Here is a 14,762-nt window from a genome sequence, read left to right as displayed (position 1 = left end):
CATGCTCAAGCCCCTGCGAGTCCTGGTGCTGGACGACCATCCGATCCACTGCCTGCAGGCCCGGCACCTGTTGCAGGCGGCCGGGTTCGGCCGGGTGGACAGCGCCCTCGATGCGCGCCAGGCCCTGGCCATGCTGCACCGGCAGGTCTACGACCTGGTGCTGGTGGACCTGCACATGCCGGAAATGGATGGAGTGCAGTTCATCCATGCCCTGACCGGTGTCGACCAGGTGCCGATCCTGGCCATCGTCTCGTCCTGCTCGCGGCGGTTGATGAACAGCGTCAGCCTGATGGCCAAGGAGAAGGGCCTGGCGGTACTCGGCACCTTCCCCAAGCCCCTGGAAGCGATCCACGTCGAGCAGATCAGCGCCATCATCGGCAATAGCCAGGACCCGGTGCTGGCAGCCCGGCCCGAGCACGAGGCGGTGTTCGACCGCCAGGTCCTGGAGCGGGCCATCGAACGCCGCGAGCTCAAGGCCCGGTTCCAGCCCCGGCGCTCGCTGAGCACTGGCCGGATCGTCGGCGCCGAGGCCCTGGTGCGCTGGAACAGTCCGTCCTTCGGGCTGCTGATGCCGGACTCGTTCCTTGCCTCCATCAGCCGCTGCCAGCTGGACCATGCGCTGTTGCTGCTGATGCTCGACGACGCCCTCCAGGCGCAGCAGCACTGGCAACGCCTGGGCCACCGCCTCAGCGTATCGGTGAACCTGCCCACCGGACTGCTGGACGACCCCGGCCTGCCCGACCAGTTGCAGCAGATCACCCTCGCCTCGGGGCTGGCCACCAGCGATATCTGCTTCGAGCTGCTGGAAACCGAGCGGCCACTGTCCCCCGGGCAGTATCATATGGGCGCCAGCCGCCTGCGCCTCAAAGGCTTCGGCCTGGCACAGGACGACTTCGGCATGGGCTACAGTTCCATGTACAGCCTGATCTCCACGCCCTTCACCGAGATGAAGATCGACCGCCACTTCGTGCATGGCGCCGCAGCCGACGATGCCCGCGCCGCAGCCCTGGTGGCGGCGGTGCAACTGGGCCGGCAACTGGGCCTGGAAGTGGTGGCCGAGGGCGTGGAATCGGCCCGTGACCTGGAATTTCTGCGCCAGATTGGCTGCGACAGTGCCCAGGGGTATCTTATTTCCGCCGCATTGGAGCTGGACGCCTTCACACAACTGCTGGGATGCACTGTTACTCCACCCTTTTCGTCACCTACCCGGCCTGCCTCCTCTCTCCCATGCCAGACATCCCGCTACGCCGCATCGCGAAAAACTTCCGACGATTGAATCTCGTGCTGTTCCTCATTCTGCCGTTGCTGCTGGTCATGGGCGGCGCGCTGTTCTGGGGCGGCCAGCGGATCATCCGCCAGGAACAGGAACGGATTGCCGTGGACTTCCAACTGCTGACCCGCTACATGAGCGAGCAGCAAGCCCTGCTCCAGCGGCTGGCCGGCGAGAAGCGCCTGCAATACAAGGACGCGGACCAGGATCCGGCGCAGCTCTTCCACCTCATGGAGCAACAGGAGGCGGTGGGCGCGACCCTGTTCCAGGGTAACCCCTCCTCGGTGGAAACCCCCTTCACCCTGGTCTGCCAGGACCTGGCCCAATGCCCCCACCAGAGCGCCGCAGCAGCCGGCCTTGGGCGCTACCTGGCCGATCTCTACTCCAGCTTCTGGGTGCGCTCGAGCTTTCCCGCTTCGGCCCTGCTGGTGGTGGACGCCGGTGCCGGCAGCAGCTTTACCGTGCCCACCATCGGCAGCCGCTGGCCGCGGCTGACCACCCCCCTGGTCCTGGCAGGCCTGCATGCGGTGCGCGCCAGCGCTACCAGCAGCGACAGCGACGCGATCCGCTGGATCCGTCTCAAGGACTTTCCCCAGCACATGATCGCCTTCACCGCCCTGCACAACCTTGCCCCCGGCAGCGGCCTGCAGAGTTCCGGCACCTATGCTGCCTGCCTCACCTACAGGGACCGCATCAACGTCTTCACCACGCCGCAGCGGCGGCACTTCTACGACAAGTTCTGGCTGCAGGGCCGGCTCGACGGCCTGCTGCTGGGGGATGAACCGGCGCCCCTGGCGCTGCACGAGGGGGCCAACGTGCGCAGCGACGGCCTGCTGTTCCGGATCAACGACGCCAGTGGCCACTGGAGCGGTTACTACCTGTTGAGCTACCGCACCCTGTTCCTCGGCCACTCCTGGTCCCTGGCGGCGATCTTCCTGCTGCTGTTGCTCAGCCCCCTGGCCGCCAGGGTCTATGCGCGCTGGTACCAGCGCCGGGTCATAGCGCCGGCGCAACAGGCTCACGCCGAGCTGGTGGAAAACCATCAGTTCAGCCGCACCTTGCTGGAGACCACGCCAGTGGCCCTGTGCGTGCTCAGCCGCGAAGACCGGCGGATCGTCTTCGCCAACAACCTGGCCCTCAAATGGTTCACCACCCAGGTCGGCCAGAGCCTGGACGCCAGCGGTCTGGACCCGGCATTGCTGGAGCGCATCGCCCGGGCCCGGGAGCCGGGGGAGATCGAAAACTTCCAGAGCTTCGACGGACGCTCGTTCTACATCGCCTTCGCCCCCACCCGCTACCGCAACCAGGATGTGCTGATCTGCGCCTTTGCCGACCTCAGTGCGCGGGCCCAGATGGAGCAGCAACTGACCCAGGCGAAACAGGCGGCCGACAAGGCCAACGGCGCCAAGTCGGTGTTCCTCGCCACCATGAGCCACGAGATCCGCACGCCGCTGTACGGGGTGCTCGGTTCCCTGGAACTGATGGGCCTGACCGACCTGGACCGCGAACAGCGCCAGTTGCTCGAACGCATCCAGGTGTCGTCCGGGCTTCTACTGCAGATCATCAGCGACATCCTCGACATCACCCGCATCGAATCCGGCCAGCTGTCCCTGGGGGATCAGCTGTTCGATCCCAGGGCCCTGGTCCAGCGCTGCACCGCAAGCTTTGTCGACAGTGCCCGGAACAAGGGCCTGCTGCTGTTTTCCTGGGTCGATCCAGAACTGCCTCCAGCCCTGCTCGGCGATCCGGGGCGGATCAGCCAGATCCTCACCAACCTGATCAGCAACGCGGTCAAGTTCACCCACTCGGGCCAGGTGATAGTGCGCGCCCGGGCCGAGCCCGGCAGCCAGGGACGGGTGCTGCTGTCGCTGCAGGTGGCGGACACCGGTATCGGTATCGGCAAGGAAGAACAGCAGCAGCTGTTCATTCCCTTCTATCAGATCGACGCCCACTCCCACACAGTGCACGGCGCGGGGCTGGGCCTGTCGATCTGCGCCAAGCTGGCGGCGCTGATGGGCAGCCAGATCCACCTCACCAGCGAGCTGGGCCTGGGCAGCAGTTTCTCCATGCAGCTGGAACTGCCGGTGGCCAGCGACCCCGACGCCGAGCGCCAGCCCGACCTGGGCGGCGCGCGGATCTACGTGCAAAGCCCGCACCACGAACTCACCGACAACCTCTGCCAGTGGCTGCAGAAGTGGCACGCCCAGGCCACCCCCGTGGACGCTACGGCCCCACCTCCCCAGGGCCAGGGCGTTCTCCTGCGGCTGTTCGATGACCGCCCCGAAGCGTCCGAGGCCCTGCCCCCCGGGCTGCTGCGCATCGACCTGGGCGGCCAGCAACGCACCCCCGGTGCGGGCCTGGCCGAGGCCGGCGACTACTATGCCATCGGCCGCTTGCTGGAACGCACCCTGGGCGGCGCGCCCGACGCTCCTGCCGAACCGGAACTGCCGGCCCGGGACATCGCCACTCTGGCCCCCCTGGGCCTGAACGTGCTGGTGGCCGAGGACAACCCGATCAACCAGGCGACCCTGAGCCATCAGCTGCAGCAACTGGGCTGCCGCAATACCCTGGCCGCCGATGGTGCGGAAGCCCTGGACCTGTGGCGCATCGGCGACTACGACCTGTTGCTGACCGACGTCAACATGCCGCGCATGAACGGCTACGAACTCACCTGCATCCTGCGCGCCGCCGGGGACGACCGGCCGATCATCGGCATCACCGCCAATGCCATGTGCGACGAAGAGGCCCGCTGCCAGGCCTGCGGGATGGACGCCTGGCTGGTCAAGCCAGTGCCGTTGCAGACCCTGCGGGCCAGCCTGGCACGGCTCACCAGCCTCGCCCCGGAGCCGCCCGCCGAGCCTGCAGCCGCGCCTGGCAACGCGCCAGTTGATGGCCTGCCGCCGAACCTGCGGGAACTGTTTGCCCGCACCATGGGCCAGGACGTGGAACACCTGCGCCAGGCCCTGGACGAGGAGGATTACGAGCGCATCTTCCAGTTGCTGCACCGGGTGCGCGGGTCGCTGGCGGTGGCTGGCCAGGAAGCGCTGATCCTGCAGGTCCACGACTTGGGGCAGAGCCTGCGCCAGAGCGGTTTGACGGCTACCACGCGCACGCATAGCCTGATGCTGCTGCACGCCTTGCAAGACATCAGCCAGCTCGAATGAACGCTCCTAGTACCCGCATTTCTGCGCATTCCCTTTTGACAATGGATCGTGTCCACCATGAAAAAAATACGCGTTGCCCTGGCCGACGATCATCCCCTGGTGCTCGCTGCCGTCAGCGACCTGTTGAAAAAGACCCGCCAGTACGAGGTGGTGGCGGCTGTCACCACCCCCAGTGCCCTGGTCCAGCAACTTTCGGATGACCCGCGGATCGACGTGGTCATCACCGACTACTTCATGGAGGGCGACCCGACCTTCGGCGATGGCATACGCCTGGTGACCTACCTGATCCGGCACTTCCCCAGGGTCCAGGTGCTGGTGCTGACCATGATGTCCAACCCGATGATCGTGGCCGCGCTGTATGACATCGGCGTGCGCTCGGTACTGCCCAAGCGCCATGACATGAGCGAGCTGCTCAGCGCCCTGGAGAACGTCCGCCAGGGGCGCATCCACCACCCGCCGAGCCTGGTGCAGAACGAGCTCAACAGCAGCCCGCTGCGCTCCATGGCCGACGGCCTGAGCAGCCTTACGCCCAAGGAATACGAAGTGCTGCGGCATTTCGTGCGCGGCGAATCAATGATGCAGATCGCCGCCAACCTCAAGCGCAGCGTGAAGACCGTCAGTGCGCAGAAGATCTCGGCGATCCGCAAGCTCAACCTGGACAGCGACCAGGCCCTGGTCGCCTTCTGCCTGGAGTCCGGCGAATTTCAGTAGGCCCTGGGGCCGGGGCAGCGCCGCGGCCAGGCGCTGCTGCTTCTGCATCCATGGCCTGCTCAACACTGCTGTTGCCTGCCTCGCTGGAACGCGAGCGCACGACCGCGCCGAAAGTACCTGCAGGGCAATCATTGAATAGCCCGGCACAAAAAATCGGAAATCTGATGCCGCCCTACCTGGGTAGCGGCTGGGGAATCGCCAGGCGGCTGGTGGCCTTGACCTCGCGCAGCGCCAGGCTGGACTGGATCGAGGCAATGCCCGGCTGGCGCCTGAGCACGTGCTCGACAAAGTCGCTGTAGCTGTCCAGGTCACGGGCCAGCACCTGCAGCAGGTAGTCGGCGTCGCCGGTGATCTTGTGGCAGGCCTGGACCTCGGGCAGGCGCATGATCACCGTCTCGAAATCGTCCGGGGTCTGGTCGGAGTGGGTGGCGAACCGCACATGGACGAAGGCCAGGATGTCCAGCCCCAGCAGGCGCCGGTCGAGGTTGGCCTGGTAGTCCCTGATCACCCCCTCCTCCTCCAGGCGCTTGCGCCGCCGCCAGCAGGGGGTAAGGCTCAGGGACAGGCGCTCGCTGAGCTCGGCGTTGGAAATGCTCGCGTCCTGCTGCAACAGCGCAAGAATCGCCAGGTCGGTGTCGTCGAGGTTAACGCTGCGAGTCATTTTTTTCACAATCAGCCACCAACGGGGAAAATATTACCCAAAACTCTAATTGCACCCGAACAAAAAGCAAAGAATTCGCAGCCATGCCGGAACAAACTATTTGCACCGGACAATAACAATGGATGCGTTCAGCATGCTTACCGTCTTCAGCGAATCCCACCGCCTGCACCATGGCACCGAATTGAAGGATGGCGTGCTCAAGCCCTCCTTCGAGCAACCCAGCCGCGCCGACACGGTGCGAGACCGGGTGCGCCACGTGGGGCTTGGCGAGATCATCGGCCCGCGGCGCTTCGACCGCGCCTGCTACGTGGCCGCCCACAGCGAACGTTACGTCAGCTTCCTGGAAAACGCCTGGAGCGAATGGACCGCCACCGGCCGCAGCCACGACGCCCTGCCCCTGGTGTGGCCGGTGCGCGACCTGGCCAACCAGCAGGTGCCCGAATTCATCGACGGCAAGCTGGGTTTCTTCGCCATGGACGCCGGCTCGCCGATCACCGCCACCACCTGGGATGCGGTGCGCACCAGCGCCGATATCGCCCTCACTGCCCTGGCCCTGATCGATGAAGGCCAGGACAGCGCCTTCGCCCTGTGCCGCCCGCCGGGGCATCACGCCGCACGGGAATACATGGGCGGCTACTGCTACCTGAACAACGCCGCCATCGCCGCGCAGCACGCCATCACCCAGGGCGCCAGGCGGGTGGCGGTGCTGGACGTGGACTTCCACCACGGCAATGGCACCCAGAACATTTTCTATGACCGTGGCGACGTGCTCTTCGTCTCGCTGCACGGCGACCCGGCCGTGTCCTACCCCTACTTCTCGGGCCATTCCAGCGAGCGCGGCAGCGGGGCCGGCGAAGGCTGCAACCTGAACCTGCCCCTGCCGAAGAACACCACCTGGCAGCACTACCGCCAAGCGCTGGAGCTGGCCTGCAAACAGTTGCGGGCCTTCGCTCCCGAACTGCTGGTGGTGTCCCTGGGCGTGGACACATTCAAGGACGACCCCATCAGCCACTTCCTCCTGGAAAGCGAAGACTTTCTCGGCATGGGCCAGATCATCGCCACGGTGGGCACGCCCACTCTGTTCGTGATGGAAGGCGGCTACATGGTGGATGAGATCGGCATCAATGCGGTCAATGTGCTGCACGGCCATGCCAACCGCTAGCGCGCGCCAGGCGCGCTCTCCCGCAGTGTTCAACGTTCCGACCGAGAGGGAAATCACCATGACCTTGTTTATCGATGTGGATCAGGCAGCGGCGCTGTACAAGCGCCTGGGTGTCGCCAGGGCGATCCGTGAAATGGCCGGTTATATCCAGGCCGACTACCTGCGCTGGCAAGCCTTCGAAAAGTCCCCGCGCACCGCCAACCACTCGCCCACCGGAGTCATCGAACTGATGCCCGCCGACGATGGCCAGCAGTACGCCTTCAAGTACGTCAACGGCCACCCTGGCAATCCGGCCCGGCAGTTGCTCACGGTCATGGCCTTCGGCGTGCTGGCCGAGGTGGACAGCGGCTACCCGGTGCTGCTCAGCGAACTGACCCTGACCACCGCGGTACGCACCGCCGCCACCTCGGCCCTGGTGGCCCGTGCCCTGGCGCGCCCGGACAGCCGAACCATGGCGCTGATCGGCAATGGCGCCCAGAGCGAGTTCCAGGCCATCGCCTTCCACGACATGCTCGGCATCGACGAGCTGCGGATCTTCGACATCGACCCGGCCGCCTCCCGCAAGCTCAAGCACAACCTGCAAGCCTGGCCGAGCCTGAAGGTGCGCATCGCCGAGTCGGTGGCCGATGCGGTCAAGGGCGCCGACATCGTCACCACGGTGACCGCGGACAAGGCCTACGCCACCATCCTCACCCCGGAGCTGATCGAGCCCGGCATGCACCTCAATGCGGTGGGCGGCGACTGCCCGGGCAAGACCGAACTACACGCAGAGATCCTGCGCAATGCCCGGGTGATCGTCGAGTTCGAGCCGCAAACGCGCATCGAGGGTGATATCCAGCAGTTGCCGGCGGACTTTGCGGTGACCGAATACTTCCGCATCGCCCAGGGCCTGGAACCGGGCCGCGAGCATGCCCGGCAGGTCACGGTGTTCGACTCGGTGGGCTTTGCCCTGGAGGACTTCTCGTCCCTGCGCTACCTGCACGACCAGGCGCGCGAACACGGCATTGGCGAGCAGATCCACCTGGTGCCGACCCCGGCCAACATCAAGGACCTGTACCAACTGATCGGCCAGGGCCCCGACGCCGCCACAGGCGCCCCGCGCCGCCTGGCCAGCGGCTGAGGCAATACCCCCATGGCCGCTGCACGGGAAAACGCCCCGTGCCCCTGTGCAGCGGCCCAACCCGAACCGGTTGCGCCACCCCGACCTACAACCACAGCGCGCAGCCCCAGCCACCCTGCACTGCCAAAACTCGACAACTATAAAATCAAGAGGTTTTGTGATGACTCCAGATACCCTCGGGGCCCCTGCGCGCCCCGTGCTGCAACGCACCCTGCATAACCGTCATATCCAGCTCATGGCCATGGGCGGCGCCATCGGCACCGGGCTGTTCATGGGCTCGGGCAAGATCATCGCCATGTCCGGTACCTCGATCATCCTGATCTACATGATCATCGGCCTGTTCGTGTACCTGGTGATGCGCGCCATGGGCGAGCTGCTGCTGTCGAACCTGCAATTCAAGAGCTTCGCCGACTTTGCCGGCGCCTACCTGGGGCCGCGCGCGGCGTTTTTTCTCGGCTGGTCCTACTGGCTGAGCTGGAGCGTGGCGGTGGTGGGCGACGCCGTGGTGGTGGGCGGTTTCTTCCAGTACTGGTTCCCCGGGGTGCCGGCCTGGATGCCCGCGGTCAGCATGATGCTGACGCTGTTCGCCCTCAACGTGCTCACGGTGCGGCTGTTCGGCGAAGTGGAGTTCTGGTTCGCCATCATCAAGATCATCGCCGTGGTCACCCTGATCGGCGTCAGCCTGGTGCTGATCGCCAGTTCGTTCGTCTCGCCCTCGGGCGTGACCGCCTCGCTGGGCCACCTGCTGGACCGACAAGCGGCCTTTCCCCACGGCCTGCTGGGCTTCTTCGCCGGGTTCCAGATGGCGATCTTCTCCTTCGCCGGCACCGAGCTGATCGGCACCGCCGCCGCGGAAACCCGCGATCCTCACAGCACCCTGCCCAAGGCCATCAACGCCATACCGCTGCGGATCATCCTGTTCTACGTGCTGGCCCTGGCCTGCATCATCGCCGTGACCTCCTGGCAGCAGGTGTCGCCGAACAAGAGCCCGTTCGTCGAGCTGTTCCTGATTGCCGGCTTCCCGGCGGCGGCGGGCATCGTCAACTTCGTGGTGCTGACCTCCGCCGCTTCCTCGGCCAACAGCGGCGTGTTCTCGGCCAGCCGCATGCTCTTCGGCCTCGCCGACCAGGGCAATGCGCCGCGCCTATTCAAGCGCCTGTCGGGCCAGAGCGTGCCGGTCATCAGCCTGAGCTTCACCACCCTGCTGATGCTGCTGGGGGTGTTGCTGCTGTACGTGGTTCCCGAGGTGATGACCGCCTTCACCCTGGTGTCCACGGTGTCGGCGATCCTGGTGATCTTCACCTGGTCGACCATCCTCGCGTCCTACATCGCCTACCGCAAAAAGCACCCGCAACTGCACGCCCGTTCGCGCTACAAGATGCCCGGCGGCGTGCCCATGGCCTGGTTTGCCCTGGCCTTCCTGCTGTTTGTCCTGTGCCTGCTGGCCCTGCGCCCGGACACCCGCCTGGCGCTGTGCGTGATGCCGGCGTGGTTTGTCTGGCTGGGTATCGCCTATCGCCTGACGGCGGGGCGCAAGGGGCGGGTTCATGGCCGGGCGGCATACCCGCGCTGAAGCGCAACAGTGCCAGGGATGGCACTCCCGGCTGCGGCTCAAAACGTAAAAACATCGACACACCCCCTGCGGTCTTGGTCTACTCGCGCGCCATCAACGTAGCCAGGGAGTGCTCACATGCAAGTCGCAGGCCCCACCTTTGAAGAGGTGTTAAGGAAGAATTTCAAGCGCGTGCTGACCTATTGGAGCCAGATCGGCACGGTCATGGGCTTGAGCGCCGTCGGGTTGGGGTTGATCAGCCTGTACATGTACACCCGGGCGATTGGCCGCACCGACCTGTTCATGGCTTCGATCGATGCAAAGTCGGCGCTGATGATCTGGCTGGTCATAGTGCTGGTGCTCATGAGCGCGTTTCTGTTTCTGCTGACCGTCACCACTCTGCTGTTCTGGCTGTCCGCCAGCCTGTTTCACAGAACCCCGGGGCGCCTGAAGGATGTAGTGGTGTGGCTGACACTCCCGTTCCTGGTGGGGTTCCTGGGATATGTCGTTGTCATTTACTACACCTCAGGCTGGCTGCCGGTAGGGCAATCCCTGCTTGGGCTGCTAGTGCTGTTTCTGCTCAGTTGCTGGGGGGTACTGTCACGCCCGGCGTTCAAAAAGGTAATTGAGGAAAACCTGACACCCACCAGGGACAAAATGGACTTTCTGCTTGTGTTGCTGACCTGCCTGCTTGGCACGCTCTGCGCAGCGCTCTTCCCCAGCCTGGTGACACTCAATGCCTATGTGAGTGAAGTCAGCAGCGACTCCCCGCACTATGTGGCGGCATTGAATCTGCTGATCCTGATCCTTACGTTGCTACCGGTCGTGATTTTCTACCACAAGGCCGGAAGCCTCAATAAACGCATCCTGTATTCGATATTGTCGGTGGCACTGTTTGCCCTGGCGTTTCTGTTTGTACTGCCCGGGGCCATGAGCAAGGTCACCTACAAGGCCGCAGGAGGGCTGGATGTACGCCAGGACGAAATCGAACGCTTCGTCCTGCTGGACGATCTCGAACTGCATGACCTGGACCCGCTGATGTGGAATACCCGCCTGACCTCGCAGCGCCACCTGGAGGTCCAGGGTTTTCAGCTGTTCTCTTTCGGTGAAACGCTGTTGATCTGTCCCAAGGGGCTACGCAACTTGCGGCTCAACCAGATGCACACCTATACCCGCCACTGCATCAAGACCCGCAACAGCTCGGTGACCCGTAAACCGCCAGGACCGCTGTACATCTCTCAACCGGCCTGTGCCAGCCTGGCGCCCCCTGCGACATGCTGGAAGCCGCAGGGTTCCTGACGCTTACACCCTGACGGCCTGCAACACCGAGGCGTAGTTGGCCACCGCCATGCCGCCCATGTTGAACAGCAGGCCGAACTCCGGCGAGCGCGCGGCGAGGCCAATGGGCTCGCCGGTCAACTGGCGAAAGCCCAGGGCATGCATCGACACACCGGTGGCGCCCACCGGATGTCCCTTGGCCTTGAGCCCGCCGGAGAGGTTCACCGGCAGGCGTCCGTCGGCATTCACCCAGCCTTCGTCCAGGGCTCGATGGCCTTCACCCTTGGGCGCCAGGCCCATGGCTTCGTAGATCAGCAGTTCGGCGATGGTGAAGCAGTCGTGGACTTCGGCGAACGCCAGGTCGTCCAGGCCCAGGCCGGCTTCGTGCAAGGCGCCCTGGATCGCCAGTTGCGGGCCTTCGAAGGCCAGCACGTCGCGGCGCGCCATGGGCAGGAAGTCGTTCACCTGGCTCAGGGCGCGGATCGCCACTTCACGGCGGAACTCCCGGGCCCGGCGCGGCGACGCGAGGAGGATCGCCGCCGCGCCATCGCTGATCAGCGAACAGTCGGTCAGGCGCAGGGGCTCGGCGATCAGCGGGTTGCCGGGCGAGACGCTGTTGCAGTCGGCAAAATCCATGGCCCGATGCATCTGCGCCAGGGGGTTGGCCATGGCGTTGGCGTGGTTCTTCACGGCAATCGCCGCCATGGCAGCCAGGGGGCTCTGGTAGCGCTCGGTGTAGCGCTGGGCCACTTGGCCGAACAGTTGGGCAAAGCTCAGGCCGGCCTCTTGCGGGTCGTTCTGGTAGCCGGCCCCGGCCAGGGCCCGGGTGACCTCGGCGGTGCTGTTGCCGGTCATCTTTTCCGCCCCCACCACCAGCACCAGTTCGGCGGCGCCGCTGCGGATCGCGTTGATCCCGGCCTGGATCGCCGCCGAGCCGGAAGCACAGGCGTTTTCGCAGCGGGTGGCCGGCTTGAAGCGCAGCTGCGGGTCGGCCTGGAGCATCAGGGACGCGGGAAAACCATCAGGCACCAACCCGGAGTTGAACTGGCCGAGAAACAGCGCATCGATCGCCCCGGCGTCAATGGCGGCGTCCACCAGCACGTCGCGGGTGACCTGGACAATCAGGTCTTCCAGGCTGCCATCGAGGCGGCCAAAGCGGGTGTGGGCCGCCGCGACGATGCAAACGGATTCATGGTTCATGGGGGTTCTCCTGTACTGAAGGCGGGTGGTCCCGGCCAGCGGCCTGCGTGCGCAAGGGCCCGCGGCCGGGGTGACTGCCCATCAGTGTAGGTAGTGTTGCGCCAGGTGCTCAGGTCAGCGCGGCCTGGGCATCCAGGCGCAGCAGTTGCAAGGGTTCCAGAGTGGAGCCCTGCAAAGACTCCCCGGCATACAGCGCCTCGTTGGCCATGGCCATTTCAGCGCTGCGGCCGGCAACCATTTCGTAGGTCTTGCGCGGCAGGACCTCGCTCCAGCCGTTTTCAAAGGTGTTGTAGGCCAGGGTCAGCGCGGCGGTGAAATAGTGCTGGCCGGCCACTGGAATCCGGACCTCCTGGCCCGCCTCATCCAGGGCGATGAAGTGATTGGGCAAGTGTTCCACCCCCAGGCGCTTGAGCACTATCCAGGAGAAGGCCGACGGCACGAAGACGTTGAGTTTTTCTGCGGCGATGGCCGAGTAGCCACGCTCCTGCAGCAGTTGGACGATGTCGTCTTCACTGGCCTCGGGGTGGCCGGCCATCAATTCCAGGGTATCGAGCACACCCTGATGGGCACTGGCATGATCCAGGCAGCAACTGCAGTCCGGCGAATGTGAATCGTCAGGCATGATCGGTCGATGATCCCTATCGGTCTTGGTGAGGGGGCGCAGGATAAACCCTGCGCCCGCCTCGCCACCAGCAAACAGCGGTTACTTGATGACGATGGGGTTCACCGGCGCTCCGCTGCCGCCGACGATCTTCAGCGGCGCGGCGGTGTAGAGGAAGGTCCACTGGCCATCGGCGGCGCAATCCTCGGCCAGTTCTTCAAGCAGCACGATCTCGGTGAAGGCGATCCCCAGGTTGCGCATCAGCGCGCAATGCAGGGGAATCTGCACCCCGGACACCGGGTCGGTGATCACCTCGTTGGCGATGGTGTCGGTGACCAGATTGGGGATCTCCATCTGGTTGAACCAGTCCACCAGTTCCCGGCTGTAGGTCAGCCCGGGTTCCACCAGGTCCTTGAAGAACTCGGTCTTGCCGTACTCGTAGAAGGCGCCCATGGAACCGGTGCGGATGATGAGGATGTCGCGCTTCTCGATGGCCACGCCCTGGGCCTGGGCAGCGGCCAGCAGGTCCAGGTGGTTGAAGGTCTCGCCGCGCCCCAGGTACTTCTTGCCGCGGTGCCGGGCCATGTCGATCAGCACCGCACGGCCCACCACGCCGCGCTCGGCAATCGGCAACACACTGGCCTTGGCCATGCCGCCGACAGTGCTGCTGGCGTCGTAGCCGTTCCACAGCTGGTTGTCGTACCAGGCATGGCCCAGGGCGTCGTACTGGGTCGAGCCCTGCAGCTGCATGAAGATCACGTCGTCGCAGTACTCGGCGCCACCGGTCATGGAGGGCTGCTTGCCGGCCTGATAGTGGCTGCGGTCCAGGGTATTGAAACGCATCGACGGGTTGCGTGCCGGCCACATCGGGTCGCCGCCGGGATGGCCGATCTGCACTTGCAGGGTGAAGGTCTTGCCCTGGCGCACGGCGGCCACGCCCCGCAGTACCTCGGCCTGTTGCAGGTAGTTGAGGGCACCGACTTCGTCGTCCGGGCCCCACTTGCCCCAGTTCTTGGGCAGGCCTTCAAGCAGTTGCCGGGTATTGGGGTGGTTCTTGTCGTTCTCGATCCCACACATGTCGAATGCACTCCATTGATTGGGTTGAAACGGGCGAAAATGCTCGCGTGGCCTTGCCTGGCGATCAACCGTCAAGCCCCGGCGCCCCCTGGAACCTTGCGGCCCTGCGGGCCGTTCGCAGCCTGCGGCAGCGGCTACACGAAGCGCGGATCACACGCGCCGGGGGCTCTGGCCTCGAGGGTTTTACAGATCATCAGACGCAACGTCCACCATCCACTTCCAGACAGGTGCCGGTGATGAAGGCCGCCTCGTCAGAGGCCAGGTACAGGCAGGCGTTGGCCACATCCTGGGGGGTGGAGAAGCGCCCCAGGGGAATGGTGGCCATGAACTTCTGGCGGTTTTCCGGGGTGTCCGGCACCCCCATGAACTCACTGAGCAGGGCTGTGGCGCCCACCACCGGGTTGACGCAGTTGACGCGGATGTTGTCCGGCCCCAGCTCGGCGGCCATGGTCTTGCTCATCACCACCACCGCGCCCTTGCTGCCGTTGTACCAGACCAGCCCCGGACGCGGCCGGATCGCCGCCGTGGAGGCGATGTTGATGAACACCCCGCCGCCCTGGCCACGAAAATGCGGCACGAAGTGCTTGGCGCTGAGGAAGATGCTTTTGACGTTGACCGCGAACACCCGGTCGAACTCGGCCTCGTCCACTTCCAGCATCGGCCGGTTGCGGTGGGTGGTGCCGGCGTTGTTGACCACGATGTCCAGGCCGCCGAATTGCTCCAGGGTGTTGCGCAGCAGCGCGGCAACGCTGGCGTCCTGGGCCACGTTGACCTCGATGAAGTGGGCCTGGCCGCCGGCATCGCGGATTTCCTGCACCACCCGCTGGCCGCCCGTGGCGTTCATGTCGGCGATTACAACCCGGGCGCCCTGCTGGGCGAAGGTCTTGGCGATGCCTTCACCAAAGCCGGAACCGGCGCCGGTGACGATGGCAGTTTTATGGGCTAGACGCATGCTAGTGACTCCTG

At 65.2% G+C, this 14,762-nt stretch carries 12 protein-coding genes; 7 read left to right on the top strand and 5 right to left on the bottom strand.

What is annotated here, in order from left to right; translation table 11 throughout:
• The first annotated feature begins 1 nt into the window (after position 1).
• The 3 genes from AC1RCO_RS02530 to AC1RCO_RS02520 are packed head-to-tail and all read left to right on the top strand — an operon-like array spanning position 2 to position 5,145.
• The gene (locus AC1RCO_RS02530; RefSeq protein WP_011061912.1) at positions 2-1,276 is read left to right on the top strand and encodes an EAL domain-containing response regulator; all 1,275 of its coding nucleotides are present in this window, start codon (positions 2-4) and stop codon (positions 1,274-1,276) included.
• Positions 1,277-1,281: 5 nt separating this feature from the next.
• Positions 1,282-4,434 carry a hybrid sensor histidine kinase/response regulator gene (locus AC1RCO_RS02525; protein WP_258028580.1) on the top strand — a complete coding sequence of 1,051 codons (3,153 nt, stop codon included), beginning with the start codon at positions 1,282-1,284 and terminating at the stop codon, positions 4,432-4,434.
• A gap of 57 nt (positions 4,435-4,491) precedes the next feature.
• The gene (locus AC1RCO_RS02520) at positions 4,492-5,145 is read left to right on the top strand and encodes a response regulator (protein ID WP_011061914.1); all 654 of its coding nucleotides are present in this window, start codon (positions 4,492-4,494) and stop codon (positions 5,143-5,145) included.
• A gap of 172 nt (positions 5,146-5,317) precedes the next feature.
• Here AC1RCO_RS02520 and AC1RCO_RS02515 read toward each other — a convergent pair whose 3' ends face one another.
• Positions 5,318-5,806 carry an Lrp/AsnC family transcriptional regulator gene (locus AC1RCO_RS02515; protein ID WP_202602947.1) on the bottom strand — a complete coding sequence of 163 codons (489 nt, stop codon included), beginning with the start codon at positions 5,804-5,806 and terminating at the stop codon, positions 5,318-5,320.
• 133 nt (positions 5,807-5,939) lie between these two features.
• On the opposite strand from AC1RCO_RS02515, the gene AC1RCO_RS02510 reads away from it, so the two are divergent.
• The 4 genes from AC1RCO_RS02510 (at position 5,940) to AC1RCO_RS02495 (ending at position 10,939) form a co-directional block, all read left to right on the top strand.
• Positions 5,940-6,968, top strand: coding sequence for a histone deacetylase family protein (locus AC1RCO_RS02510; RefSeq protein WP_181000774.1), 1,029 nt, complete (start codon positions 5,940-5,942; stop codon positions 6,966-6,968).
• A 58-nt stretch (positions 6,969-7,026) separates the two neighbouring features.
• Positions 7,027-8,088, top strand: coding sequence for an ornithine cyclodeaminase (ocd, locus tag AC1RCO_RS02505; protein WP_015636066.1), 1,062 nt, complete (start codon positions 7,027-7,029; stop codon positions 8,086-8,088).
• A gap of 160 nt (positions 8,089-8,248) precedes the next feature.
• Positions 8,249-9,661 carry an amino acid permease gene (locus AC1RCO_RS02500; protein WP_015636067.1) on the top strand — a complete coding sequence of 471 codons (1,413 nt, stop codon included), beginning with the start codon at positions 8,249-8,251 and terminating at the stop codon, positions 9,659-9,661.
• A 117-nt stretch (positions 9,662-9,778) separates the two neighbouring features.
• On the top strand, positions 9,779-10,939 hold the full coding sequence (locus tag AC1RCO_RS02495) for a hypothetical protein (protein ID WP_065364338.1): 1,161 nt from the start codon (positions 9,779-9,781) through the stop codon (positions 10,937-10,939).
• A 3-nt stretch (positions 10,940-10,942) separates the two neighbouring features.
• Here the strand turns inward: AC1RCO_RS02495 and AC1RCO_RS02490 are convergent, their stop codons facing one another.
• The 4 genes from AC1RCO_RS02490 to AC1RCO_RS02475 form a co-directional block, all read right to left on the bottom strand.
• Entirely contained in the window at positions 10,943-12,118 is a 1,176-nt protein-coding gene (locus AC1RCO_RS02490) for an acetyl-CoA acetyltransferase (protein WP_207239374.1), read from the bottom strand.
• Between the two features lie 109 nt (positions 12,119-12,227).
• The gene (locus tag AC1RCO_RS02485) at positions 12,228-12,740 is read right to left on the bottom strand and encodes a hypothetical protein (RefSeq protein ID WP_207239375.1); all 513 of its coding nucleotides are present in this window, start codon (positions 12,738-12,740) and stop codon (positions 12,228-12,230) included.
• 81 nt (positions 12,741-12,821) lie between these two features.
• Positions 12,822-13,796 (bottom strand): cyclase family protein, encoded by a 975-nt coding sequence (locus tag AC1RCO_RS02480; protein ID WP_053159283.1) that lies wholly within the window; start codon positions 13,794-13,796, stop codon positions 12,822-12,824.
• A gap of 193 nt (positions 13,797-13,989) precedes the next feature.
• Positions 13,990-14,748 (bottom strand): SDR family oxidoreductase, encoded by a 759-nt coding sequence (locus AC1RCO_RS02475; RefSeq protein ID WP_207239376.1) that lies wholly within the window; start codon positions 14,746-14,748, stop codon positions 13,990-13,992.
• Positions 14,749-14,762: the final 14 nt, after the last annotated feature.

This window comes from Pseudomonas sp. GW823-FHT03E05, from assembly GCF_058796855.1.
The sequence above is the reverse complement of the archived record's forward strand: the minus strand, read 5'-3'. Positions and strand labels throughout refer to the sequence as shown.

Coding starts and splice junctions, on each gene's coding strand:
- AC1RCO_RS02530 (WP_011061912.1), top strand. CDS start 2: ATGCTCAAGCCCCTGCGAGTCCTGGTGCTGGACGACCATCCGATCCAC.
- AC1RCO_RS02520 (WP_011061914.1), top strand. CDS start 4,492: ATGAAAAAAATACGCGTTGCCCTGGCCGACGATCATCCCCTGGTGCTC.
- AC1RCO_RS02515 (WP_202602947.1), bottom strand. CDS start 5,806: ATGACTCGCAGCGTTAACCTCGACGACACCGACCTGGCGATTCTTGCG.
- AC1RCO_RS02510 (WP_181000774.1), top strand. CDS start 5,940: ATGCTTACCGTCTTCAGCGAATCCCACCGCCTGCACCATGGCACCGAA.
- ocd (WP_015636066.1), top strand. CDS start 7,027: ATGACCTTGTTTATCGATGTGGATCAGGCAGCGGCGCTGTACAAGCGC.
- AC1RCO_RS02500 (WP_015636067.1), top strand. CDS start 8,249: ATGACTCCAGATACCCTCGGGGCCCCTGCGCGCCCCGTGCTGCAACGC.
- AC1RCO_RS02495 (WP_065364338.1), top strand. CDS start 9,779: ATGCAAGTCGCAGGCCCCACCTTTGAAGAGGTGTTAAGGAAGAATTTC.
- AC1RCO_RS02490 (WP_207239374.1), bottom strand. CDS start 12,118: ATGAACCATGAATCCGTTTGCATCGTCGCGGCGGCCCACACCCGCTTT.
- AC1RCO_RS02485 (WP_207239375.1), bottom strand. CDS start 12,740: ATGCCTGACGATTCACATTCGCCGGACTGCAGTTGCTGCCTGGATCAT.
- AC1RCO_RS02480 (WP_053159283.1), bottom strand. CDS start 13,796: ATGTGTGGGATCGAGAACGACAAGAACCACCCCAATACCCGGCAACTG.
- AC1RCO_RS02475 (WP_207239376.1), bottom strand. CDS start 14,748: ATGCGTCTAGCCCATAAAACTGCCATCGTCACCGGCGCCGGTTCCGGC.